The following is a 23,650-nucleotide window of genomic DNA, read 5'->3' on the forward strand; positions in this document are numbered from 1 at the left end:
ACTGCTCTTTCCCTGCCGGGTTCATGGCATTGGCCCGGCTATACCCGCAGCTTCAGATTTTAAAACTCTGTAGCACCGTAGGCCGGAACGGTTCGGCACGGGTGGGTTGATTGTATCCGAAGGGAGTCAACATGCCACTTTATGAAACCGTGCTGATCGCGCGGAATGATATTTCCCAGCAGCAGGTGGATGCCATTCTTGATGGTATTGCCGCCCAGATTGAAGCCGATGGCGGTGCCGTGCGTAAGCGCGAGTACTGGGGCCTGCGCAGCCTTGCCTATCGTATCAAAAAGAACCGCAAGGGCCATTACGCCCTTCTGGGTCTGGAAGCACGTTCTGAACTGGTGAAAGAAATTGAACGCCAGCTCGCTCTGAACGAAGACGTTCTGCGTCTGCTGACACTGCGCGTTGAAGAAATCGACGAAGCTCCGTCTCCGGTTCTGTCCCGCAAGGGTGATGACCGTGGTGACCGTGGCGGCTTCCGTGGCCCCAAGCAGGCCGGTGGTCGTTTTGAAAGTGGCCGTGGCCGCCGCAGCGGTGGTGAAGACCGCAGCAGCACCGCCGAACAGCCAGCTGACAACGCAGCAGCGGAGTAATCCAGAATGTCTGATACAATGGAAGTCAATCCCGCCGCCCGTCGTCCGGCCGTGGGTGCGCGTCGTCCGTTCTACCGTCGTCGCAAGTCTTGCCCGTTCTCCGGCCCCAACGCGCCGAAGATCGATTATAAAGACGTGCGTCTGCTCAGCCGCTTCCTGTCCGAACGTGGCAAGATCGTGCCGAGCCGTATCACGGCGGTTTCCGCAAAGAAGCAGCGTGAACTGGCACAGGCTATCAAGCGTGCCCGCTTCCTGGCTCTGCTTCCCTACGTTGTAAGCTGAGGGAGCGATCAATGGCTGCTACAGAAGTAATCCTGCTTCAGCGCGTCGAACATCTGGGTCAGATGGGCGATGTGGTGAAGGTACGTCCGGGTTTTGCCCGTAACTATCTGCTGCCACAGGGCAAGGCTATTCGTGCAAACGATGATAACCGTGCCCGTTTTGAGCGTGAACGCGTTCAGTTGGAAGCACAGAACATCAAGCGTCGTGAAGAAGCTGAACGTCTGTCCGAACGGATGGAAGGTCTGGCTGTCATCCTGATCCGTCAGGCTGGCGATAGCGGCAGCCTGTATGGTTCCGTTAGCACGCGCGATGTTGCGCAGGCTGTTACGGAAGCAGGCTTCACCATTTCCCGTCAGCAGGTTTTTCTTGCACACCCCATTAAGTCTCTGGGGGTGTACGAAGTGAAAATTGCGCTGCACCCAGAAGTGGTTGTGCCGGTTATCATCAACGTGGCACGTTCTGAAGAAGAAGCAGAACGTCAGGCACGTGGTGAAGCTGCTTCTCCTGAAGAAGAAGCTGAAATTGCTGGTGATGATGCCGTTGTTGAAGGCGAACTCATTACCGACCCAGCAGAAATTGCTGAAGCAGAAGCTGCACCGGCAGAAGCTAACGCTTAATTTGCCGTTTGCATTTTCATGCGGAAGAAGCCCGGAAAATTCTTTTCCGGGCTTTTTTTTGCGCGTATGCTGCAATCAATTTTCTGAAGGAGACGCGAGATGAAGCAAGTTCTTGATCGCATTCTGCAACATTTTATCGCAGATGGTCAGTTGCAGGTGCGCTGGCCGGATGGAAGCACAAGCCTCTATAAAGGCCGCAATCCCGGCCCTTCAGCAGGCGTAGTATTGCATAATCAGGCTGTCGTGCGGGCTATGGTGATGAACCCGGGGTTGGGTTTTGGTGAAGCCTATATGGAATCTCACCTCGATCCGCTGGATTGTACATTATACAATCTGCTGGATGTGCTAATGCTTAATGCCATGCGGCCCGGTGGCCATGTGGCAGAACGTCTGGCATCGGCCCTGCGGTATGCGCGTCGTGGGTGGATACAATTTAACACCATCAAGCGTGCGCAGCAGAATGTGGCGCATCATTATGATTTGGATAATCGCCTGTATTCTTTATTTTTGGATAAAGACTGGCAATATTCCTGCGCTTATTTCCGGCATGGCACAGAAACGCTGGATGAGGCGCAAGAGGCCAAAAAGCACCATATTGCCGCCAAGCTGCTGTTAGACCGGCCGGGTTTGGAAGTGCTGGATATTGGGTGCGGTTGGGGTGGTATGGCCCTTACGTTGGCCAAGGATTACGGCGCTATTGTTACCGGCATTACCCTATCTCGGGAGCAATTGGCTTTTGCACGCCAGCGCGCCAAAGATGAAGGGCTGGAAGGGCGCGTACGCTTTGAGCTGCTGGATTACCGCAACCTGCACCGGCGATTTGACCGCATTGTCTCGGTAGGCATGTTTGAGCATGTGGGCGTTGGGCATTATCGCCAGTTCTTTGATGTTATCAAAAACGCATTGGTGGATGATGGCGTGGCCCTTGTGCATTCTATTGGCCGTAGTGATGGGCCGGGCGCAACAAACCCGTGGGTGAACAAATACATTTTCCCCGGCGGGTATTCTCCGGCGTTAAGCGAGGTTTTTGCTGCGGTTGAGCCTACTGGCCTGTGGGTGACGGATTGTGAAATCCTGCGTTTGCATTATGCAAAAACAATTGCCATTTGGCGTGAGCGTTTTGCGGCCAAGCGTGCAGAAGCTGTTGCGCTGTATGATGAGCGCTTTGCCCGGATGTTTGAGTTTTATCTTAACGCCGCTGAACTGGCTTTCCGTGTGCAAGGGCACATGAACTTCCAGCTCCAGCTTTCACGCTCTATTTCTGCCGTGCCGTTTACGCGGGATTATATCGCCACAGCAGAAAAAGAATAAGGCGCTTTATTGCGCCGATAGGGCAAAATGCGCACGTGCCAAGCGGTCAAACTCTGCAATATCCAGAGTTTCCGCGCGGCGGGTGCCATCTATTTCTGCCGCTGCCAAAAGCTTATCACCGTTCAGGCCTTTTAAGGCCCCGCGCAGCATTTTGCGCCGCTGCCCAAAGGCTGCTGCCGTTACACGTTCCATGGCTTTAAAAAGAGCAGGCTCTGGTTGCTGAGCATGAGGCGTAATGCTGGCAACGGCAGACCATACAGCTGGGGGTGGTGAAAACGCACCCGGTGGCAGTTTCATAACAATTGCACATTCTGCACACCATTGGGCCAGCACGGCCAAGCGTCCGTAATGTTGGCTGTTGGGGGCGGCGCAAATGCGTTCTGCCACTTCCCACTGGAACATGAGTGTCAGCCGTTCCCACGCATTACCTTGCCGTAGCCAGCCAATAAGCAACGGAGTGGCTACATTGTAGGGCAGATTGGCAATAATCTGCCGTGGTGCAGGGCACAGTTCTGTAAGGTCACATTTGAGCGCATCCGCTTCCACCACCTTGAGGCGGTTGAGGTAAAAGCCTGCCAGTTCCTGAATAACCAGCACTGCGCGGCTATCAAGCTCTATCGCCGTTACGGATTCAGCCGGGCCGTTCAGTAAAGCACGTGTCAGGCCGCCGGGGCCGGGGCCAACTTCTACAACGTGGCGGCCTTTCAGGTTGCCTGCCAGTGTTACAATGCGTTCTGTAACACCCGGATCAAGCAGAAAGTGTTGGCCGAGGGCTTTGCGTGCATCCAGCCCGTGCCGATGGATAACATCGCGCAGGCTTTCCAGTGGGGCAGACAGGGCCTTATACCCCCTTCAGCTTGATGTGCTTGTCAATAATGGCGCGGCGGTGCAGGTCACTATCCAACTGGCGGGCGGCCTGTTCCACACGTTCATTCATCAACTGATCAGCAATTTCGCTGGGTGAGCGGTTGGAAAAATTCTTTTCCTTTTTGGTGCACACCATCAGCAGATCAATCCCATCGCGCGAGACCAGAGGGCGCGATACCTTACCTTCGGGCAGATCAGCCAGCAGAGCTTGCATCTGTGGGTTCAGGCGTTCCAGCGGCATCTCACCCGGATCTGTGGGGAGTTTTTCGCCTTCAGCCTTGTTAACGGCTTCCATTTCCGTGCAGCTATGGGTGTTCTGGATAACCTGCATGGCTTTTTGCAGGGTTGTTTCCTGCTGCGGCGTAATGTGCTGCGGGTCTAGCGGTGTATCAAAGGAAAGGAACGCCTGCCGAATGGTAATCAAGTGGCCCATTTCGTGCCCGATAACACGCTTGCCATTAAGGGTGATGATAACATACCCGCCCGGCACCTTGATGGGGTTGGAAATAGCCCCAACCCCCACAGGCATCTGCCGTACCACCTGCACAACAGCCGGGTCAAGCTCATCTTCCTGCACCCAACCCATAGACCCACCATCTAGCGCTGTCTGGCTCTGTGAGAACTGAGCAGCAACAATGGGGAAGGGCGCACCCTTACGCAGTTCCTGAATAACGGTGTTGGTAAAATCCAGCTCTTCCTGATCGTGCCGGGGATCTTCCACTTTTACAAAAATTTCGGCCAGTTCGTATTCTGTACGGCCTTCCTCACGCTTGAGCGCAGCCTGACGCTGGGCAATATCCTGCGCAGATACGCGTGAGCGTGCGCCTAGCTCCTGCCGGAGTACCTGAATCCAGCCAATCTGTACCCGGATCTGATCGATCAACGTGATGAGGGATACGCCATCTTGCGCCAGATGCTCACGCAGGGTGCCTTCGGGCATGCCGTTGCGCCGCTCAATATTGGTAATGGCGCCTGCAATCTGTTCGGGCGGCACGTTGATATGGCGGCTGAGAATTTCCTGCGTGCGCAGGCGTTCATCAATAAGCTGGCGGATAATCTGGGGCCGTAGCCGTGCCATCAGATCGGGCGTAAGGGGTAGGCCAGTAGAAAGGGCAAACAATTTGCCGCGGTTATCAACATCGCGCTTGGTCAGCGGGATACTGTTGATAACAGCCAGAATCATATCATCTGGCTCTAGCTGGGCAGGTGCTGCAGTTTGCTGCGTTGCCGCGCTGGAGGTATGCCGTGTTGCTGCCTGCGCATACGGTGCGCCAGCAATGGCCGGAACAGTAAGCGCGGCAAGGGAACAACAGGCCAGTGCAAGGGAACGCAGGCGCATACGGAACAGTCTTTCAGCTTTCTGCCAGATCGGGAACTCTGTTCCCTGATACCGGAGCGCGAAGCATTTTTGAAGCAGTTCTTACTTAAGGCCGAAAGACCCAAGCGTTTTCAGGCTAAGGGTGAACAGGAAGGTAGAGTTACGCTGCTGCCCACCAATGGTAGTGTACTGCTTGAGATACATGAAATCGAGGCCGAAGCAGTCATTCGTATACCCAATATCCCCACCCAGAGAGACAAATTCACGACGGGAGAGGCTGCGGCGCGCAAAGCCGGAAAGATGCCAGTTATCCCAGTCGGAGGAGAAGCCGCCGCTGATTTCGTTTGTGCGTACGGTGTACAGCTGGTTGGGGTTATAGGAGCGATAGTTGGTGGCGAAATAGTAATAGGGTGTAACCGGCTCGTACACATACCCACCACGGATACGGAAATGCGGCACCCCGGCGCTGAACAGAGCATCACCAAAGTTGAATTTGCCGGTGTAGGGGTCAAGCCGCATACGGGCGTTGAAGTCAAAATATTCGTTTGGTGAAACGCGGGCGCGCGCCACAATGTCCGAGGCATGATGGTCTAGCCCAGAATAGGGCAGGCGATCATGCTCGATATGTTCCTGGAAGCTTTCACCGGCCAGAAGGTCTACTTCGTGGCCATCCCATGTCCAGTTAGCATGCACTCCAATGTTGCCGCGAAGGCCGCCATCCAGCCTGTCTGTGCCCTGATATCGGTTGAGCGAGAATAGCGTTGAATCCGTAAATTCATAGGCCATACTGTCTTCGTTCGGAATCATGTCCGTTGCGCCCATGCCGGTATTAGGGGCGTAAATGGCCTGCACAATCGGTTCGATTAACTGCGTGCCACGGCCATGTTCAAAGCTCCGCACAAAGGGCCAATTTGTTTTAAGCGCAATAGTTGGCAGAACCTGCCCGCTCACAACAGTACGGGCTGTTTGATAGTAGTTGGGTTGCTGGTACAGCTTACGCGCGCGGTACACCATGGAATCAAGCCGCAATGTCAGCAGGAATTGCTGGCCTTGGCGAGAGCGCCACAGCCTGTCCCAATTGAGCTGCAATTCGCCACGCTGATCGGCAGTTCCGTTTTCACGATACACGTAAAAATCGGTGGTGTTTACGCTGGTGCGGCCGCCCAATGCATCCGGTTGACCAACAAAGCTGTAGGTATAACGCGGCAGCGCCCATGGCAGATCGGTGTTGTGAATGACACCTTTGTTCAGGCCCTGATAGTACTGTCCGTCAATACGGGAGTAGGAGCCTGTACCAAAGCCTTCAATATAGACGTTGGAATTCAGGGTATCAGACCCGTAACCCTGCACACGGTAATCGCGCATATAGTCAGCAGAGGTGGCAAGATTGATGTTGGCCCCGGCGCGCCAGTGCTTGTCTATGGCAAACTGGCCGCGGGCAAACAGATAGCCCTGCACACCGTGGTTGCCGCCCCGGCCCACATCATCACCAAAGCCGTTGGTGTAACTGTTACTGCGATGCGTATCGTAAGCCAGACCGCCCTGAATGTTGATCTTGCCGAAGTTGAAGAAGTTGCGGTACTGCGCGCTGATCTGCGGCCCTGTTTTGGTGGAGAAGAGGCCCTGCACGGTCAGGTCAGACTGATCATCAATCACCCAGTAATACGGGATGGTGAAATACGTGCCCAAGTAACGGTCATGCGGTGTAATGCCGGGCATAAGGAACCCGCTATGCCGCTTGGCTGAAGGATCCGTCATGGAAAAATAGGGCAGGTAGATGACGGGAATGCCCAGAATATCCAGATAGGCATCACGGAAATCGATTTTCTGGTGTTCTAGATCCTGCGTGGCATCATAAGCGCGGAACTGCCAGAAAGGTGCGCGGGTTTTGTCTTTTTCGCAGATTTCACAGGCCGTATAAACGGCGCGGCTCATCACGTTAATCTTGCCCGCCGTACGCCGCAGGCCATTAGCTGCCAGCTTGGCGTTGTCCTGCATGGTGGCATTCACGTGCATCATGATGCCATCCTTCATGCCGCCCGAAAGTTCGGCATAATGGGTGTACAGCACGGAACCATCTGGCTGGATGGTGGCTACATTTCCGCGTGCGGCCATAACGCCGGTATCGCGGTCATATACAATGCGGTCTGCTCGCAGCACATGGTCGCCCTGCCAGACCTGGACATTGCCAGTCCAGGTAACGGTGTGCTCAACATCGTTGTAGTCAACCTTGTCGGCCTGAAAGGTTGCCGGTTCATCGGGAGATGTCGGGCGGCCGGTATCAAGGTGCATCACCTGCGGGCGGAACTGCGCATGCGCATGTTTGGGCAGGCTGAAAAGAAGGCACGCGGCCATGCTCCCCAATGCGGTGGCCGCACTGAGGGTGGAACGACGGCGCAGCAAAGGGCTGCGCAAAGGCCGGCGGGCCACGGTCAATCAGCCATCCTCCAAATGAAGCAGCAACGAAACAGCCAGGCACAACCCGGCCAGCGTAGGGGCCCATGCAGCCAGCATTGGGGGAAGTGCCCCCGAATTCCCGAACTGCTCTGCAACCTTCGATACGGTGAAAAGCAGAAAACCCGCCGCAACGCCAGACCCGATCATGCGGGCAACGCCCCCGCGCCGTGATGGACGCATGGAAAAACCCGCCGCAACCAGTGCCATAGTGCCCGCCAGCATAGGTAATGCCAGCAAAGACTGAAAATGAATACGATGCCGAATAGATGAGAAACCGGAGCGATCAAGCAAGGAAATAAAGCCCGGCAGCGCCCAGACAGAAAGTGTTTCGGGGGAGGAAAAACTTTCCTGCACACGGTTAACCGTTAAATCTGTGGGTAAATCAATCTGGCCGACGTGGTGCAGCAAATCATTTGGCCGCACGACTGAGGCGTCACTTAAAATCCATTTCAATGTTCCCAGATAGCCTTCAGGGGCTTCGATTCGCATCATCAGCTTGTCTTGATGATCAAGACGGAACACGCTCACATTACGGATACGAAGTAAGCCATCCTTAAGCTGCACACCACGCGCATGAAGCATGGCAACGCCGTGTGGATCATACTGACTATCTGATTGCCGCAGCCATAAGGATCCGCTGGACAGGCTTAGCGGCCCTCCACCCGTACGCAGATATTGCTGATCCAGCTCTTCTGCCCGGCGGTACATGGATGAAGACACCGGAGAAATCAGGGTGGTGAAAATAGCGCCAATCAACATGGCGCAGGCTACGGGGGCGGTCAAAAACTGCCATGCGGAAATACCGGCAGCACGCGCCACAATCAGTTCCGAAGAACGGGTAAGCCGCCAGAAGCACACAATCCCGCCCAACAGCATGCCAAAAGGCAGAATTTCTGTGGCAAAATAAGGAACATGCAGTGCTGCAATTTCTGTTACCACATTGGTGGAAACATCTGGCTTGGTGGCCACGCGGCGCAACAGGTCAATAAAGTCAAACAGGCAAACAATGCCGGTAAGGGAGGCAATCATCGCCACAACGGAAAACACAAACTGCCGCGCGATATAGCGGGAGAGGGTAACGGCAACAATCATCAGGCCGGAAGCCCCTTCAGTTCTGTGTCAGGCGGGCAGCAGCGCGGTCTGCCAGCATTTCCGGAATGAACAGTATGCCTGCGCATATCAGCCCCGGCAGTAATGCCACAAGCGGAATAAGCGGGATAAGAGCCATGTTTCGGCTGGCCAGATTTTGTAGCAACAGGTTGGTGGCCAACAGCCCCACAACAGTTAGCACTGCGGCAAGTGGGCGCTTGATATTGCCGTAGCGGGAAAAAGCCCCACGCAGCACCGCAACCAGCCCCACCATGGCAAAGGAAAAGCAGGTAAGGGGAGATGTAAGGCGGCGCCAGCCTTCTACCTTAAACTTGCCTGTATCGCGTTCAGAAACCTGCTGTGGGTCTGGGTGCAGCAATTCCCCCAAAGACATTTCAGCAGCATCCCGAAAGCGGGCGTCTTCCTGATGTGCGGAAGACAAATCCATGGAATCCTGCTTGAAAACCAGCATGTTCAGGCGGCCTGTCTTATGGTCGATCACCTGTCTGGAACCATCGTACAGGATCACGCGTGGGGTATCATTCACGATCATCATGGACCCATGATTGGCCAGAATTGTGGCCTGATTACCCGGTTGCCGATCATCTTCCACCATAATGCCGTGCAGCGTGCCATCGTGGCTACGGGAACGGATATAAACCGTCATGGCATCCGAAACTTTGGTGAACACACCCTCTTGCAGCATGAAGGCAGCCATCTTGTTGCGGATATCAAATTCGTATTGCCGGAAGGCGTGGTAGGATGTGGGCACAATCCACAAATTCAGCAAAAAGCCCATAAGGGTGGCCATAAGCGCGCAGCCAAGCCCCGCCCTTGCCAGCGCAAATTGTGAAAGCCCCGCCGCCTGCATAACTGTAAGTTCGCGGTCTCCCGCCAGCCGCTGATACACAAATAGGCTGACCACAAAGGTGGTAATAGGCAGCACCACCGCCACAAAGGAGGGGATGAGCAGGCTAGTGAGTTCAATGAACACACGCAGCGAAAGCCCTCTGTCCACTACCAGAGAGACAAAGCGCAAGGATTGCATAAGCCAGATGAGCGCGGCCAACCCCCCGGTGGTTGCCAGCAGTGCCACCAGAAGCTGGTGGAACACATACCTGTCCAGCGTGAGGAAACGCGATTTCAGCCAAGACTGAAGTGAACGGACGGTCATACGTCTGTTATCTACTTCACCTGTGCGGGAGGCAACAGCCTTATCATGCATAAAGCAGGTGGTGGCATGTTGCTCCGGCGCGGTTTTTCTTGAAAAGTGACAGTTTTATTGGTGCAAACTCTAAAAATTCTGCATTTTCTTTTTTCGGTTTCCGCAGAATTTCTAGAATAGAAGAATCACACCACCAGCAGCCGTATTGTCGCTTTCCTTGTAGGGGCCGTGGGCGGCAGAAGATGTGTGCGTGTATTCGCCCACCAGATTCAGCCAGTCTGTCAGCTTATAAAAGACAGCGCCAACTTCAGACTGATTGCGCCGCACAAGGGTCGGGCTGTTTTCACCCGGAGCCTGATACAGATTACTGACACCGTAACTCCCCACCAGCTTAAGCCTTTTGGTAACGTGGTAGGCACCCTGCACATAATACCCTTCGGATGCACGTTTGCGGCCATTTTGCCCAACACCATCAAAGAACAGCCCGGTCGTGCCCAGCCCGCTGCCGCGATAGTAGTAGGCCACACCTTCAAGCGGACCGTAGGTGACCTTGGTGCCGATATCGCCCGCTTCTGCTATGGCGCCCTTGCGGCTGTCTGTATTCAGTAAAGTGCTTTGCAGGCCCTGCTGATGCTGGATCAGGAAGCTGGCCCAGATGCGTGTCTGCACCTCGCCAACCTTGAAATCATACGTAACCTTGCCCTGCACCATGGGGGAGGAGTGATGCTCGGAAGAGGCAGACAGATCGCCCCCGGCAAAATTGAATTCATCCAGCGGTTGGAAGATACCGACAGTGCCCTGAAAACCGTGGATTGTGGGGGAAGCGTAGGAAATCTGCGGAATCCAGTCTGCATACACATAACCCACGCCAATACGGCCCAAAGATGTGTTGCCCGGAGCCGCGTTGTTACCAGAAGCACCTACGCTGAGCAGCGTGGCATCGTTCAGGATGGCGTCGGAGCCAAACAGCGCCAGATCACGCCCGACTTTGAATGTGCCGATATTCTTATTGCCAAACGTGACATAAACCTGACGAAGATCGATACCAGCAGTGCCAAGCCCCACGGGGCTACCACCTGTGTTGGCGTTAAAGGCCCCGTTTTTGGCGTTATCAATGCCCGGATACATGCCCAGAACGGCAGAAATATCCATGCCGCGCTGTACGGTGCTAAGCTTGAGCACAAAGCCAGCAGGTAGCAGGCCGTTACGTACAGCAGAAGAATCAAACCCGCTGGAACCGGTAGAAACACCCCCCGCCACGGCTTGGCCGCCAGCAGGGCTGTTATAGGTGTAAAACCCGTTCACAAAGCCAGAAAGGTTGATGTTGATGGGGCCTGCCATAAAGGTAAGGCCCTTGCCGGGTACGTATTTAGCCACCCGCACCACATCGTTGCCTTTAAGGGATTTGGCGGCTTCTTCGGCAGAGCGTGCGCTGGCTTCTGCGCGTTCAGCAGCACTTTCAGCCCGCATGCCGGAATCTTCTGCACCGGGGTCAAATTTAATGCCGGGTTCGTATTCATCACCGCCCGCACCGTGCCCGACATGGGCCACCATGCGGTGCCGCGTGCCTGCCGCCGCAATGCGCCCAGAGCCTGATGACCCACCTCTGCTGACGCCTGAAGATGCGCGCTCGGTTTGTGCAGGGGCGGAGTGGCGCACATGTTTGGCAAGCAGTGTATCGTATTCATGCTTGGTCAGGCTGCCTTTGGCGCGCAGCACATCCAGCAAATCACTGTAATCATCAGCCAGAGCAGCTTTTGGCCGCATGGCAGGCGAACCAGCAACCGATGCGGCCATAACCGTGGCAACCAGCGCCTTTTTTCCCGATGCCATAAAACTGTGCTCCCCTAAAAACCTGCTCTCTCTTACTGTGGATCAGAGTTCCTGCCGTCAATACGGCGTAGAAAGGCAGCAGCTTTGTGAGCCAAGGGGGTAACGATGCAGTAAAATCGAACGCATTGGTAGAAAATTCCCCGCCATGCGATGCCGCGTAAACAGCAAAACATATTGGTTCCATAATGGAATGGAATAAATAATAATTTTTAATATCAAGGAATTACAGAGTGATCTTCAGCTATGGAAACAGAGCGGCAAGCACTGCAAATTAAAAATGACGTAAGCAGTTTTGGCGATAAAATGCTATACACACAGCACAAAAAGTGAAGAAAAGAGCAGTCACAAAAGTTCCCTCATCACGAAATTTTTATTGTTATAACAATAATTTACGTCATCTCTTGGGCCTGTTTTGGATTGGCGGCGCAAAAGGGTGCGAGAATTTTCCCGTAATTGCAGTACTTTGCATCATGGCTTGCCATTATGCCGCCGTGTTCGCGCCGCACAGCACATTTTGGTGTCTTGGAATGTAAACTTAGCCGGGCAGGGCGTGTTGTTCTGCTAAATTAGCAACGAAAGCAAACATAGTGTCGGCGGAAAAAGAAAAACACAGCCAGGTTTTGCAACAAGACGCTCCGCAGCAAGCTTTTTCTGCTCAGCCCGCCATAACTGTGCCGGATGAGGAACTGCCACACTATGCAGGGCGGCCCATAGCGTTTTTGGTGCGTTATATGCGGCATTGGCCTGTAGGTCATGCGTTGGTCTTTGGTTCCGTGGGGCTGGCCATTGGCTGCATTGTGCTTTCGTCCAACGGTATCCGCCGTTTGGTAGACCTTATGACAGGCACTTCCCCTACAGGGGATGTTATGGCCGTATGGTCTGCCGTTGGGGTGCTGATCGGCCTGATTGTGGCAGACAATATCTCGTGGCGTGTTGCCGGATGGTTTGCAGCCCGCACTTTTGTGGCGGTTACAGGGGATATTCGGCAGGATCTGTTCCGTTTTCTAACAGGCCATTCTCCCGCTTATTTTGCAGACCGTATGCCTACATCTCTTGCAGCGCGTATTGCTACCGCCGGAAATGTGAGCTTCACCATAGAAAACTTGCTGGCATGGAGTGTGCTGCCTCCTAGCCTGAATGTTTTGCTTTCTGTGGTGCTGATGTTGTCTGTCAGCACCATTATGGGCAGCGTGACCGTAGTTTTGGCTGTTGGCCTGTGTTTTTTGATGTTCCGCTTGGCCGTGCGGGGCCGAAAGTTGCATGGAGATTACGCAGCCGCAGCGGCCGGGCTGGAAGGTGAAACACTGGATGTGATGGGCAACATCGCGCTGGTGCGGGCCTTTGGCATGCGCAACCGTGAGCGTGAACGGTTTAATGCCCTTACGCAACGGGAAATGGGCGAACGCCTGAAGTCTCTGCGCTATATGGAAAAGCTGCGCATGATCCATGCGTTGCTAACAGCGGTGCTTACTACAGGTTTGCTCATCTGGGCTGTATTGCTGTGGCAATGGCAGCAGGCAACCGTGGGGCAGGTGGTCATGATTATCACGCTGGGCTTTGCCATTCTGCACGGCACGCGGGATCTGGCTTTGTCTATGGTGGAAACCATTCAGCACAATGCCCGGCTTTCCGAAGTGCTTTCCTCGTTGCTGGTGCCGCATGATATGCCAGATGCCGAAAATGCCGTGCCGATGAAAGGCCCTGTGTTGGGTGATGTGCAGTTTAGGGATGTTGTGTTTGCGTATCCGGGCGGTGCCGCGGTGCTGGATCATTTCAACCTGCATATTCAGGCGGGCACGCGCGTAGGGCTGGTGGGGCGTTCTGGTTCTGGCAAAAGCACGGTGCTGGCCTTGTTGCAACGCATGCGCTTTGTGCAGTCTGGCACTGTGCTGATAGACGGGCAGGATATTCGCGATCTTACAGAAGATGCGCTGCGGGCTTGCCTTTCCATTGTGCCGCAGGATGTTTCCTTGCTGCATCGCTCTGTGATGGAAAACATCCGCTACGGCAGGCCAGATGCCACAGATGCAGAAGTGTGTGCAGCCGCCGCAGCAGCAGGGTGTGCCGCGTTTATTGAGGAATTGCCTGAAGGGTTTGATACTATTGTAGGGGATAGGGGCGTAAAGCTATCTGGTGGGCAGCGCCAGCGTATTGCTATTGCGCGTGCCTTTTTACGCAATGCCCCCATTCTTATTTTGGATGAAGCCACCAGCGCGTTGGACACAGAAAGTGAACAACACGTGCAGCAAGCGCTGGATAGGCTGATGGTTGGGCGCACGGTTATTGCTGTAGCGCACCGGCTTTCCACCTTACAAAATTTTGACAGAATCGTTGTGATGCAGGAAGGCAGGATTATCGAGGATGGTTCTCCTGCGCAGCTTGAACAGCAGGATGGCCCGTACAGACAGTTTCTTAACAGGCAGATGACACACGCATAATGACAACCATACAAATACCACAGGCGTGGAAAAACCTGCGACCCGAAGGGCGGGGTGAAGCACGAGGTGCTCTGGCAGCCTATGCTTACCAACAGATACGCGACAGGCTGATTTACTGCCATTATCAAGGTGGTGAGCGTTTGGTTTTGCGCCTCCTTGCGGCTTCATTGGAGTTAAGCCCAACTCCGGTGCGTGAGGCATTGTTGCGTCTGGTTTCAGAGCAGGCGCTGGAACTGGATGAACGCAATACGGCCCGTGTGCCCACCACCACACGCGCATTGTTTTTAGAAATTCATGGCGTAAGAGGAGATCTGGAGGGGCGTGTTACCCGAGATCTGATTACGCATATTACGCCCGAACAAATTGCGGTGCTGCGAGAAAAGCATCGGGATTTTATTGTAGCATATGAAAATGCAGACCCGCACGGAGCGGCTGTGGCCAATGCTATTTTCCACAGCACGGCAGCAGGTTTTTCCCGCTTGTTGTTTACGGTAGGGATTATCCGCGGGTTGTGGGCGCGTATGGGGCCAATTTATGCGGCGGCTAACAGCTTGCCTACAATCAGTCCGGCAGACCCAAATCATCCGCATCTGCAAATTTTGGCCGCGTTTGAAAAGCACGATGTTGATGCTGCAACAGATGCATTGCGGCGTGATTTTCTGCAAGCCAAAGAATGGCTAGAGCCTCTGCTGCCTGAAGAACAGCCTGTAACAATTTGAAATTGAAATAAAATATACAAGCCTGCCACGCCGTTAAGATAAGGCAGGCTTGTATATTTATGTGTGGGCGTGGGCAAGCGCAGCCCTACACCTAGGCCAAGTATCAGGCCGGTTTGGTTTTGCCGCCAGCCGGAGGTTTGTCTGATGCGGTATTTTTGGCCTTGTCTGCCTTGTCGGACAGGCCGGGCACTTCCACATCAATTTCCAGCATGGAACAATGTGCACCACGGTCTAGCTTGATCTGAACTTTGTCCTGATCAACCGAAACGTGGCGCTTGATAACTTCCATGATTTCGCGGTGTAGCTGAGCCAGCAGGTCATCCTTGCCGTCGCCTACACTGATGCGTTCATGCGCCAGCAAAATCTGCAACCGATCCCGCGCAACGGGAGCGGAGGAGCGGCGCTTAAAGAGGTTGGAGAGGAAGGTCATGAGACTCTCCGTTTGAACAGCCAGTCAAACAGGCCTTTGCGTTCAGTTGGAATGGTAACTTCCACTTTTTCACCCAACAGGCGGCGCGCTGCTTCTGCATAGGCGCGGGCTGGAGCGCTTTCCGGTTCGGCAATGGTAACAGGGGCACCCACGTTAGATGCTTTCAGAACATCCGGGCTTTCTGGAATAATGCCAAGCAGTGGAATGGAAAGAATTTCAAGCACGTCATCCGTGGCCAGCATGTCACCGCGTGCGGCGCGCTGGGGGTCATAACGTGTCAGCAGCAGGTGCTTCTCAATTTTCTTGCCACTTTTGGCTTTTTCCGTTGTGCTATCCAGCATCCCGATCATGCGGTCACTGTCTCGCACAGAGGAAACTTCCGGGTTCGTGACAATAACAGCCATATCAGCATGGTGCATGGCCATTTGCGCGCCGCGTTCAATACCTGCGGGGCTATCACAGATCACCCAGTCAAACTTTTTGCGGAGTTCTTCAATAACCTTGGCAACGCCCTCTGTGGTCAGGGCATCTTTATCCCGCGTCTGGGAGGCCGGTAGAAGGGAGAGGGTATCAATCCGCTTGTCCTTGATAAGCGCCTGTGCCAGATTGGCGTCACCCTGAATAACATTAATCAGGTCAAACACCACGCGGCGTTCCGCACCCATAACCAGATCAAGATTACGCAGCCCGACGTCAAAATCTACCAGCACGACTTTCTGGCCGGTTTTGGCCAGTGCGGCTCCCAAGGCTGCGGAGGTTGTGGTTTTACCCACACCACCCTTGCCTGACGTGACGACCAGAACCTTTGCCATCAGTATTCCTTTTTATATCTCTGCGGGATCATCTGGGTGAAGCCATGATGACCTTGTATGGCGATAACATGACAAGCTGCATCTAAAAAGAAAACTGCCAATGTCTATTTAGCCTTAGTTTTCTTTTTATTTATTCTCTTACGGCAGCGGACGGAACAAAAGAGCTTCCCCCGAAAGCAGAACCTGTGCAGGTTTTTCTGTGCAGGCGGGATCCATTTCTTCCGCCGTGGCATAGAATCCATCTATGGCTACAAGCTCGGCAGCCAGGTTGCGGGTATAAATCCGGGCATTGCTGTGCCCGCCAATACCAGCAATGGCCCGCCCGCGCAGGGCTCCATAAACATGGATAGACCCTCCGGCAGAAACTTCTGCCCCAGAAGCCACAGCTCCCAGAATAACCACATCGCCATCTGGCCAGACAATATGCTGGCCGGAGCGTACGGGGTCTTCTATCAGTAGGGTTGTGGGTTCTGGTGGGCCTTCGGGTTCTTCTTCCGGCGCGGTAATGGGGCCGGAAGAGCGGCCACCCACGGAGCTTTCTGGCCATTCCCAATCTGCCACGGCTGGCCACGAGCGATCACCGTTTTCTATGCCAAGCACGCGTATGCCGCGTTCTTTGAGCGCTGGCAGCAGAAAGGCAAGGTTGGGTGTATCAGCCTGCATCATGCTCAGATCAAGAATAACGGGCTTGCCAGCAAAAAAGCCAACAGACCGCGTGATCTGATGATCCAGCGCCACCAGCCAATCTTCCAGCGGGGCTTCCGGCGTGAGGGTGAGCGCCAGAAAAGAGCGCCCGGACATACGAATACGGGGGAGTGGGGGATGTGTGCCGGACAAGAACAGCCGCTCTCGAAATAAAGATCAGGAATAACAGATGCACAGGATAATGGCGTTACAGTGCAGTTGGGAAGTGTCTGTTACGCATTGGATGCATGAAGGCAAGGAGATGGTGAGAATTTGATGTGCTTTCATGCTGTTTTCCCTCTGGCGCTGGGGCAGGCAATGGCATAAATCATCGGGTATGCGTACCCTCTTTCATTTTCCCCTCTCTCCTGCCAGCCGTACTGTTCGGCTTGTACTGGCGGAAAAGCGCCTGCCGTTTGAGGCCATTATTGAACGGGCATGGGAACACCGGCCCGAATTTTTGGCCATGAACCCAGCAGGTGATGTGCCGGTTTTGGTGGAAGATAACGGGCTGATTGTGCCGGATTCGTATGTGATCTGCGAATATCTGGAAGAAGCATATTCCGATACGCCGCTGCTGGGGCGTACGCTGGCAGAACGTGTAGAAGTACGCCGTGTTATGGCGTGGTTTGATACGCTGTTTGCGCGCGAAGTTTCTGGCCGGTTTATTGATGAACGGGTGATGAAGCGCTTAAGCGGCCGCGGAAATCCGGATGGCACTGCGCTGCGTGAGGCCTATGCCGCCATGCGCCCGCTTATGAAATACGTGAACGATCTGGCAGAAAACCGGAACTGGCTTGCAGGTAATTTTCTGTCTCTGGCAGATTTTACAGCAGCCGGGCATTTATCCTGCCTGGATTTTATTGGCGATATTGATTGGAGCAAGGTGCCTGCTGTGCGGGACTGGTACGCACGCATGAAGTCTCGCCCCTGCTTCCGTCCGCTTCTGGCTGATCGGGTTTCTGGCATAACGCCGCCTGAATATTACACCAACTTGGATTTCTGATCTTTTGAAACACCAAACGGCGTGGCACGCGCCAGATGTGCTGGTTATTGGCGGCGGTGCCGCAGGGCTAATGGCGGCCATAACGGCAGGCCAGCGCGGGTGCAGCGTTGTTGTGGTGGAACACGGGCCGGAGGTGGGGCGCAAAATCCTTATTTCCGGCGGTGGACGCTGTAATTTTACCAACACGGAAATGCGGGCAGATCGGTTTTTGTCTGCCAACCGGCATTTCGTAAAATCAGCACTCAGCCGCTATAAGCCAGAAGATTTTCTGGCCCTGTTGGCCAAACATTCCATTGCATGGCACGAGAAAAAGCTGGGCCAGCTTTTTTGCGATCATTCAGCGCGGGATATTGTTTCCATGCTGTTGGCGGAATGTGCGGCAGCGGGCGTGCGTATCCTTACAGATACACGTATTCGCCACGTAAGCCGCTCTGGTGATGCTTTTCGGGTAGAAAGTTCTGCCGGTGAGTTTCAGCCAAAGGTCGTTATTTTGGCCTCAGGCGGGCTTTCTATTCCCAAGTTGGGGGCCAGCAGCTTTGCGTATGATGTGGCCCGGCAATTTGATGTGCCCGTTATCAAACCAGAACCCGCGCTTGTTCCACTGGTGTTTGATCAGCCTCAGGATGGTTGGCTGAAAACACTGGCGGGTGTTTCTCTGCCCGTGCGTGTGAGCTGTGGCAAAATAGCGTTTGATGAAGCTTTGCTGTTTACGCATCGGGGGCTTTCTGGCCCAGCCTTGTTACAAATTTCTTCTTATTGGCAGGCGGGGCAGGCCGTAAAGGTGGATATGCTGCCGGGGCAGGATTTGGCAGCATTGCTGATGAAGCTGAAAAAAGCTGGTTCAAAAGCTAAAGCACCAGCCGCTTTGGCCCGATGGTTGCCCCAGCGTTTGGCTGCGGCTTTGGCGGCGCAGAAAGCATCTGATCGCCCTATGGCGGAATGGGCAGATAAAGATATTCAGGCCTTGGCGCAGCGGGCGCAGAATATGCAGTTTTACCCCACAGGCACAGAAGGTTTTGCCAAAGCAGAGGTTACGCGTGGAGGGGTGGATACACGCGGGCTTTCTTCCCGCACCATGCAGGTAGAAGCTGTGCCCGGCCTGTTTATGGTGGGTGAGGCTGTAGATGTTACGGGCTGGCTGGGTGGTTATAACTTCCACTGGGCATGGGCCAGCGGCCACGCTGCGGGGGAAGCCGCAGCGCAGTTTCGCGCTGTATAGGTTTTAGCTTTTTGCAGCCTTAATTTCGGCGGCCAGCTCCAGAGCGCGCGTATAAACGGTGCGCTTTGGCAAGCCTGCTGCTGTTGCAGCCAGTGCAGCAGCATCTTTAACGGAATGTGTTTCCAGCAGGCTGCGTAGGGTGGTGTCCAGATCATCTTCAGATGTCTGTTCCGGCTCGGCTGGGCCCAGCAATACGGTTATTTCTCCGCGCGGAGGGGTGGTGGCGTAAAAGGCGGCCAGTTCACCCACGCTATCACGTCGCACTTCCTCAAACTTTTTGGTCAGTTCGCGCGCTACGGCGCAGGGGCGCGTGGGGCCAAAAATTTCTGCCATATCGGCCAGAGTTTCAGCCAGTCTGTGGGGGGCTTCGTGCCAAATCAGGGTGGCACTCAGGCCAGCACGCTCAGCCGCATGTAGCTTGGCAAAGCTTTCCTTGCGGGCTGATGAGCGCGGAGGCGGAAAGCCAAGAAACATGAACGGATGCGGAGGTAGGCCAGAAAGTACAAGCGCTGTGAGTGCCGCGTTGGGGCCGGGCACAACCGTAACCGGCACGTTGGCTTCTATGGCAGCCCGCACCAAGCGGAAGCCGGGGTCTGATAGCAGGGGCATCCCTGCATCAGAAACCAGCGCAATATTGGCCCCCCCTTGCAAGCGGGCAATCAGGCCGGGAATACGCTGGCGCTCATTATGTTCATGCAAGGCTTCTGTGCGGGCAGAAATACTGCGTTCTGTCAGCAGTCGGGCCGTGGTGCGTGTATCTTCGCACAGAATCAGATCCGCACTTGCAAGTGCTTCGGCACCACGTGGGCTGAAATCCCCCAGATTGCCAATGGGTGTGGCAACCAGCGTAAGGCCGGAGGAAGAAGGCGCATGACTTGGCGGCTTTCCTTCGCTATGGAGGGGGGAAGTCCGGTCGCGGTGTTCATCAGGCCGGTTGTGTGTGGAGGACGATCTTGATGATGACGCGTGCATGTTCGCTCCTGTCTGGACTTTCCAGCCAAGGTCTGGCGGGAAAACAGACATGGCGCAAGGCCGGTCTGGCTGCGTTGGGCATAACTGGCATGGCTTTAGCTGGCTGTGCAGACCAATCTCCCTCTGCTGGTGGTGGGGTTTCTAAACCTGTTGCCAGCCATAAAATTGGGGTTCTGCTGCCTCTTAGCGGGCCAAATGCTGGGTTGGGGCATGAATTGCTGGCAGGTGCACAGCTTGCAGTCGGCACCACTGCATCGGCTGACCCCACGGGGTTGCAGTTGGATGTGCATGATACAGCCGCCGCCGGTGAGGCATCTGGTGCAGCCACTGCCGCAGTAAGTGCCGGAGATGGCCTACTGCTTGGCCCGCTTACCAGTGGTGATACCGCAGTTGCCGCGCCAGCAGCACAATCTGCCGGTATTCCGGTTCTGGCGTTTACCAGTGATATTTCTCAGGCCCGTTCTGGTGTGTGGATTATGGGTATCACCCCGGAAGATCAGGTGCAGCGTTTGGTCGAACAGGCGCGGCAGGATGGACGGCGTAAGTTTGCGGCACTTTTGCCCAATACCCCGCTGGGGCATGCATTGGGCAATGGTTTGCAGTCCGCTTGCCATGATCAGGGTTTACCGGAACCAACAATTGTGTATCACTCCGGCACGGCAGCCAGCATTTCGCAAAGCCTGCGTGATATTTCCGATTACGATACGCGCTTGCAGGCTGCCAAAGGCAACAGTGGTGAGCCCACCCCTTACACGCCAGATGCAGCCACAGCAGATGCAGATGCCGCCAAAACGGCAGACAAGCTGCCTTCTAACCTGGCGGCAGCATTGGGCACGGATAGTAACTCCGCAGTGCCAACAGATGCACCTAAGGCGGATACTCCCAAGCTGGAAGCACCACCCTTTGATGCGCTGCTACTGGGGGATACCGGTCTAAATCTGAGAAACGTGATTGTGGCGTTGAATGAAACCCAGATCAGCCTGCCATCCGTACGTATTATGGGGCCGGGCCTTTGGGCTGCTTTTGCCACCAAGCTAGGGGCCATTAAAGGCGCATGGTATGCCGCGCCAGATCCTACAACCCGTCAGGCTTTTGTGACGCATTTTATGGCAGTTAACCACCATATGCCCAAGCCATTGGCTGATTTGTCTTACGATGCCGCGAATGTGGCCAAAACCGTGGCGCAGAGTGGTGTCTCTGGGTATCCGGCAAGCGCACTTACGCGGTCTGATGGGTTCTCTGGCGTAAACGGCCCGTTCACACTGCTGCCTGATGGGCGTGTTCGCCGCGCTTTGGGTGTGTTTGAAGTGATAGGGGGCGGTAGCCCTGCCAAAATGCAGAGTGCTCCAGCAAAGGCCAGTGCAATATCTGGCTGATCTGGATGTATTTGCACTAAATGCTCAAAAGGGCTGCCTGATGTATTTTCAGGCAGCCCTTTTTATTTGCCGTGTAGAAAAGAAATTATTTTTTGTGCTGTGCCAGAATGGTTAAAACCTCGGCAACGCGTTCCACGACATCATCCCACTTTCGCGGGGTCGTTTGGCGGATAATCTGCAACGTGGGGTACCACGGGCTATCTGTGCGCCCGCTTAGCCAGCGCCAGCAGTTATCGTACCGATCCATCAGCAAAACAGGTTTGCCCAACCCACCAGCCAGATGCACCACAGAGGTATCTACCGTGACCACAACATCAAGAGACATGATGAAGGCTGCTGTATCATCCATATTGTGGAGAAGGTGTGTGGGATCATACAATACCATGTTGGGTGGTGGATCATTCATCTGCTCGGCATAGGGGCCTTTTTGCAAACTGATGAGATTGACGCCTTCCACATCCCCTAATGGAGAAAGTGTGCGCAGGTTTATGGAGCGTCTGCGGTCTACAATATGGGCGGAAATTGTATTGGGCCGGGGTGCACCGCCCCAGACCAGCCCCACATTCAAATTATCATTTTCAGGCAGGAATTTTGCCAGTTCGCGCACTTTTATAGTGTCTGCCCGCAAATAAAGTACCGGTGCCCCCATGGCATCCGGTGTGGCAGAAAAAACGCGGGGCAGGCTGATAAATGGGCAATGCCAATCAAATGGCGGCGTGGTGCCACCTACCTGCACAATGTGTGCGCCCACAACCCGCTTACAAAGTTCACCTAGTGTTTCTGGCACCCATAAATGCGGAATGGCCCCCCGATCTGAAAGTGGCTTAATATAGCGCAGATACATTAAAGTATCTCCAAGCCCTTCCTCCTGCGTAATCAGGATACGCTTGCCCCGGATGTCCGTATTTGGCCCCAATGAAGGCATAAGCGTGCTGGGGGGCAGGCTGGTATGGCCGGGCAGACGCAAGCGCCATTCATGTTCTGTCCAACCCTGTGCATAACGCCCGGCTTTAAGCAACGTAATAGAGTGGTTTAGGCGGACTTGTGGTTCCGTAGGGCGGAGGGAGATGGCCCTACGGTAGTAATCCAGCGCTTCATCCAACCGCCCTTTGCCTGCCAGCATACACCCGATGTTTGAAAGTATACCTGCGTGATCTGGTTGGGTTTTTAAAACACTTTGCAGATGAGCCAAGGCTTCATCAAAACAGCCTTGTTCAAGCATCGCCATGGCCAACAGGTTGTGGGAGTGCATGCTGTTGGGCCGCAGTTCAATAGCTTGGCGTAACAGGCTGATAGCTTCATCAAACAGCCCACATTGCACCAGCAGATTGCCCAGAATATCATAGATACGGGCATCCTGCGGCGTGCGCGTAAGCGCAGCGCGGCATGTGGCTTCTGCCAGAGGGCGTTTGTCCAGTTCTGCCAGCAGATCACTCAGTGCTTGTAACGGATGCTCTGTGCCGGCATGGCGGGAAGCAATATCACACAGAATTTCTGCGGCTTCTTCCGGCTGGCTGGTTCCTGCAAGGCAATATGCATACAGAGTTTTAGCCAGATCATTATTGCCTGTGCTGAACGGCTCCAGAACAGCAAGCATTTCGTTGAAGTGACCCGCAATAATTTCTGTACGTGCACGCCGCAACGTCAGTTGATCGGGCAGGGTAGGGGCAGAAGCAGCAGGAGTATTCATGATGGCATTAGGTATCGTTCAAAACAGATGAATGAATAACACAAGGCAGGTAATGTGTAGGCAATAAAAAAACCCGACACGATAGTGTATCATGCCGGGCGATGAACCTGAATGTATAAAGTAACGGAATGTAAAAGGTTCAGGCAGCTTTCATAACTGCTGTCAGGGATTCCAGAACTTCAGTCGGGTCTTTGTTTTCCAAAACAGCCACTTCGGCCACAAAACGTTCCTGCGCGGCTTCAAACAGCTTGCGTTCACTAAAGCTGCCATCCAGACTATCAACATTGCGGCGCAGATCACGCAGCACTTCGGCAATCTGGACCAGATCACCCGAGTTGATTTTTTCCTGATAAGCTACGGCGCGGCGGGCCCACATGCCTTTGCTGACATGCGGCTTACCCTTGATAATGGCCATGGCCTTATCCACAATCTCGCGCGAGACGATTTTGCGCAGGCCAGCCTTACGGGCCTTGCTGAGCGGGATGCGCAGTGTCATCTGGTTGCCGGGGAATGAAATCTGGATAACTTCCAGCTTCGTTCCGGCAATTTCATCAACCCCTATCCGGTCTACCCGCCCCACGCCATGGGCGGCATAGACAATGGCATCGCCTTCCTCAAAAGGATCTTCATCCTTTACTTTTGTTTTTGCTTGGGCTGCCGTAGCAGCTGCAGCGGTGCGTGCCATGGCGTCTGTCACGCCGCCTTTAGGAGGTGCTCTGAACGTGTTCATAGCTAGAGCTTATAGCATAAAACCGCAGCGTTGTCTTGT

The 23,650-nt window shown here is 54.4% G+C and carries 21 protein-coding genes; 9 read left to right on the top strand and 12 right to left on the bottom strand.

Annotation, left to right across the window (positions count from 1 at the left end; genetic code table 11):
- Positions 1–131 precede the first annotated feature (131 nt).
- The 4 genes from rpsF to A4S02_RS02935 all read left to right on the top strand — a co-directional run bounded on the left by rpsF (position 132) and on the right by A4S02_RS02935 (position 2,806).
- The gene (gene rpsF, locus A4S02_RS02920; RefSeq protein ID WP_070322901.1) at positions 132–596 is read left to right on the top strand and encodes a 30S ribosomal protein S6; all 465 of its coding nucleotides are present in this window, start codon (positions 132–134) and stop codon (positions 594–596) included.
- 6 nt (positions 597–602) lie between these two features.
- Positions 603–878 carry a 30S ribosomal protein S18 gene (rpsR, locus tag A4S02_RS02925; protein ID WP_003622836.1) on the top strand — a complete coding sequence of 92 codons (276 nt, stop codon included), beginning with the start codon at positions 603–605 and terminating at the stop codon, positions 876–878.
- An 11-nt stretch (positions 879–889) separates the two neighbouring features.
- Complete coding sequence (gene rplI, locus A4S02_RS02930; RefSeq protein ID WP_070322902.1) at positions 890–1,495, top strand: 50S ribosomal protein L9; 606 nt, start codon at positions 890–892, stop codon at positions 1,493–1,495.
- Between the two features lie 99 nt (positions 1,496–1,594).
- Positions 1,595–2,806, top strand: a complete 1,212-nt coding sequence (locus A4S02_RS02935) for an SAM-dependent methyltransferase (protein WP_070322903.1) — start codon at positions 1,595–1,597, stop codon at positions 2,804–2,806.
- 6 nt (positions 2,807–2,812) lie between these two features.
- Here A4S02_RS02935 and rsmA read toward each other — a convergent pair whose 3' ends face one another.
- From rsmA to A4S02_RS02965, 6 genes are all read right to left on the bottom strand, one after another.
- Positions 2,813–3,643, bottom strand: a complete 831-nt coding sequence (gene rsmA, locus A4S02_RS02940) for a 16S rRNA (adenine(1518)-N(6)/adenine(1519)-N(6))-dimethyltransferase RsmA (protein WP_070322904.1) — start codon at positions 3,641–3,643, stop codon at positions 2,813–2,815.
- Between the two features lie 4 nt (positions 3,644–3,647).
- Entirely contained in the window at positions 3,648–5,012 is a 1,365-nt protein-coding gene (locus tag A4S02_RS02945; protein ID WP_070322905.1) for a peptidylprolyl isomerase, read from the bottom strand.
- An 81-nt stretch (positions 5,013–5,093) separates the two neighbouring features.
- A complete protein-coding gene (locus A4S02_RS02950; RefSeq protein WP_082246859.1) occupies positions 5,094–7,421 on the bottom strand; it encodes an LPS-assembly protein LptD in 2,328 nt (775 codons plus the stop codon).
- Between the two features lie 6 nt (positions 7,422–7,427).
- Positions 7,428–8,540: an LPS export ABC transporter permease LptG gene (gene lptG, locus A4S02_RS02955; protein ID WP_019090094.1), complete on the bottom strand. Its 1,113-nt coding sequence runs from the start codon at positions 8,538–8,540 to the stop codon at positions 7,428–7,430.
- Between the two features lie 16 nt (positions 8,541–8,556).
- Positions 8,557–9,762 (bottom strand): LPS export ABC transporter permease LptF, encoded by a 1,206-nt coding sequence (gene lptF / locus A4S02_RS02960; RefSeq protein ID WP_019090095.1) that lies wholly within the window; start codon positions 9,760–9,762, stop codon positions 8,557–8,559.
- 111 nt (positions 9,763–9,873) lie between these two features.
- Positions 9,874–11,535, bottom strand: coding sequence for a porin (locus A4S02_RS02965; protein WP_070322907.1), 1,662 nt, complete (start codon positions 11,533–11,535; stop codon positions 9,874–9,876).
- A 587-nt stretch (positions 11,536–12,122) separates the two neighbouring features.
- Here A4S02_RS02965 and A4S02_RS02970 point away from each other — a divergent pair.
- Together A4S02_RS02970 and A4S02_RS02975 are read left to right on the top strand one after the other, a co-directional pair.
- Entirely contained in the window at positions 12,123–13,973 is a 1,851-nt protein-coding gene (locus tag A4S02_RS02970; RefSeq protein ID WP_082246728.1) for an ABC transporter ATP-binding protein, read from the top strand.
- Positions 13,973–14,692 carry a GntR family transcriptional regulator gene (locus tag A4S02_RS02975; RefSeq protein ID WP_070322908.1) on the top strand — a complete coding sequence of 240 codons (720 nt, stop codon included), beginning with the start codon at positions 13,973–13,975 and terminating at the stop codon, positions 14,690–14,692. The genes A4S02_RS02970 and A4S02_RS02975 overlap by 1 nt, the downstream gene beginning before the upstream one ends.
- A 103-nt stretch (positions 14,693–14,795) precedes the next feature.
- Here A4S02_RS02975 and minE read toward each other — a convergent pair whose 3' ends face one another.
- The 3 genes from minE to minC all read right to left on the bottom strand — a co-directional run bounded on the left by minE (position 14,796) and on the right by minC (position 16,771).
- Positions 14,796–15,122 (bottom strand): cell division topological specificity factor MinE, encoded by a 327-nt coding sequence (gene minE, locus A4S02_RS02980; protein ID WP_019090099.1) that lies wholly within the window; start codon positions 15,120–15,122, stop codon positions 14,796–14,798.
- Positions 15,119–15,934: a septum site-determining protein MinD gene (gene minD, locus A4S02_RS02985; RefSeq protein ID WP_003622855.1), complete on the bottom strand. Its 816-nt coding sequence runs from the start codon at positions 15,932–15,934 to the stop codon at positions 15,119–15,121. Before minD ends, minE begins: the two co-directional genes overlap by 4 nt.
- Before the next feature lie 138 nt (positions 15,935–16,072).
- Positions 16,073–16,771, bottom strand: a complete 699-nt coding sequence (minC, locus tag A4S02_RS02990) for a septum site-determining protein MinC (RefSeq protein WP_082246729.1) — start codon at positions 16,769–16,771, stop codon at positions 16,073–16,075.
- Positions 16,772–16,904: 133 nt separating this feature from the next.
- On the opposite strand from minC, the gene A4S02_RS02995 reads away from it, so the two are divergent.
- Together A4S02_RS02995 and A4S02_RS03000 are read left to right on the top strand one after the other, a co-directional pair.
- A complete protein-coding gene (locus tag A4S02_RS02995; protein WP_003622857.1) occupies positions 16,905–17,624 on the top strand; it encodes a glutathione S-transferase family protein in 720 nt (239 codons plus the stop codon).
- Between the two features lie 4 nt (positions 17,625–17,628).
- Positions 17,629–18,843 carry a BaiN/RdsA family NAD(P)/FAD-dependent oxidoreductase gene (locus A4S02_RS03000; RefSeq protein WP_070322910.1) on the top strand — a complete coding sequence of 405 codons (1,215 nt, stop codon included), beginning with the start codon at positions 17,629–17,631 and terminating at the stop codon, positions 18,841–18,843.
- Between the two features lie 3 nt (positions 18,844–18,846).
- On the opposite strand, the gene rsmI is transcribed toward A4S02_RS03000, so the two are convergent.
- Positions 18,847–19,815 carry a 16S rRNA (cytidine(1402)-2'-O)-methyltransferase gene (gene rsmI / locus A4S02_RS03005; protein WP_070322911.1) on the bottom strand — a complete coding sequence of 323 codons (969 nt, stop codon included), beginning with the start codon at positions 19,813–19,815 and terminating at the stop codon, positions 18,847–18,849.
- Between rsmI and A4S02_RS03010 the strand changes: the two genes are divergently transcribed.
- Positions 19,803–21,191, top strand: coding sequence for a penicillin-binding protein activator (locus A4S02_RS03010; RefSeq protein ID WP_070324149.1), 1,389 nt, complete (start codon positions 19,803–19,805; stop codon positions 21,189–21,191). The genes rsmI and A4S02_RS03010 overlap by 13 nt on opposite strands.
- An 85-nt stretch (positions 21,192–21,276) precedes the next feature.
- Here the strand turns inward: A4S02_RS03010 and A4S02_RS03015 are convergent, their stop codons facing one another.
- Together A4S02_RS03015 and A4S02_RS03020 are read right to left on the bottom strand one after the other, a co-directional pair.
- A complete protein-coding gene (locus tag A4S02_RS03015; RefSeq protein WP_070322912.1) occupies positions 21,277–22,881 on the bottom strand; it encodes a tetratricopeptide repeat protein in 1,605 nt (534 codons plus the stop codon).
- Positions 22,882–23,020: 139 nt separating this feature from the next.
- On the bottom strand, positions 23,021–23,611 hold the full coding sequence (locus tag A4S02_RS03020; protein WP_003622862.1) for a CarD family transcriptional regulator: 591 nt from the start codon (positions 23,609–23,611) through the stop codon (positions 23,021–23,023).
- Positions 23,612–23,650 lie beyond the last annotated feature (39 nt).

Source organism: Acetobacter ascendens (assembly GCF_001766235.1).
Lineage (GTDB): Bacteria > Pseudomonadota > Alphaproteobacteria > Acetobacterales > Acetobacteraceae > Acetobacter > Acetobacter ascendens.

Excerpts from the sequence above, each read along its gene's own strand:
- A4S02_RS03015 (WP_070322912.1), bottom strand. The coding sequence starts at position 22,881 with ATGAATACTCCTGCTGCTTCTGCCCCTACCCTGCCCGATCAACTGACG.
- rpsR (WP_003622836.1), top strand. The coding sequence starts at position 603 with ATGTCTGATACAATGGAAGTCAATCCCGCCGCCCGTCGTCCGGCCGTG.
- A4S02_RS02965 (WP_070322907.1), bottom strand. The coding sequence starts at position 11,535 with ATGGCATCGGGAAAAAAGGCGCTGGTTGCCACGGTTATGGCCGCATCG.
- rpsF (WP_070322901.1), top strand. The coding sequence starts at position 132 with ATGCCACTTTATGAAACCGTGCTGATCGCGCGGAATGATATTTCCCAG.
- lptG (WP_019090094.1), bottom strand. The coding sequence starts at position 8,540 with ATGATTGTTGCCGTTACCCTCTCCCGCTATATCGCGCGGCAGTTTGTG.
- A4S02_RS03020 (WP_003622862.1), bottom strand. The coding sequence starts at position 23,611 with ATGAACACGTTCAGAGCACCTCCTAAAGGCGGCGTGACAGACGCCATG.
- lptF (WP_019090095.1), bottom strand. The coding sequence starts at position 9,762 with ATGCATGATAAGGCTGTTGCCTCCCGCACAGGTGAAGTAGATAACAGA.
- A4S02_RS02945 (WP_070322905.1), bottom strand. The coding sequence starts at position 5,012 with ATGCGCCTGCGTTCCCTTGCACTGGCCTGTTGTTCCCTTGCCGCGCTT.
- minD (WP_003622855.1), bottom strand. The coding sequence starts at position 15,934 with ATGGCAAAGGTTCTGGTCGTCACGTCAGGCAAGGGTGGTGTGGGTAAA.
- A4S02_RS02975 (WP_070322908.1), top strand. The coding sequence starts at position 13,973 with ATGACAACCATACAAATACCACAGGCGTGGAAAAACCTGCGACCCGAA.
- rsmI (WP_070322911.1), bottom strand. The coding sequence starts at position 19,815 with ATGCACGCGTCATCATCAAGATCGTCCTCCACACACAACCGGCCTGAT.
- minE (WP_019090099.1), bottom strand. The coding sequence starts at position 15,122 with ATGACCTTCCTCTCCAACCTCTTTAAGCGCCGCTCCTCCGCTCCCGTT.
- A4S02_RS02935 (WP_070322903.1), top strand. The coding sequence starts at position 1,595 with ATGAAGCAAGTTCTTGATCGCATTCTGCAACATTTTATCGCAGATGGT.
- A4S02_RS02995 (WP_003622857.1), top strand. The coding sequence starts at position 16,905 with ATGCTGTTTTCCCTCTGGCGCTGGGGCAGGCAATGGCATAAATCATCG.
- rplI (WP_070322902.1), top strand. The coding sequence starts at position 890 with ATGGCTGCTACAGAAGTAATCCTGCTTCAGCGCGTCGAACATCTGGGT.
- A4S02_RS03010 (WP_070324149.1), top strand. The coding sequence starts at position 19,803 with ATGACGCGTGCATGTTCGCTCCTGTCTGGACTTTCCAGCCAAGGTCTG.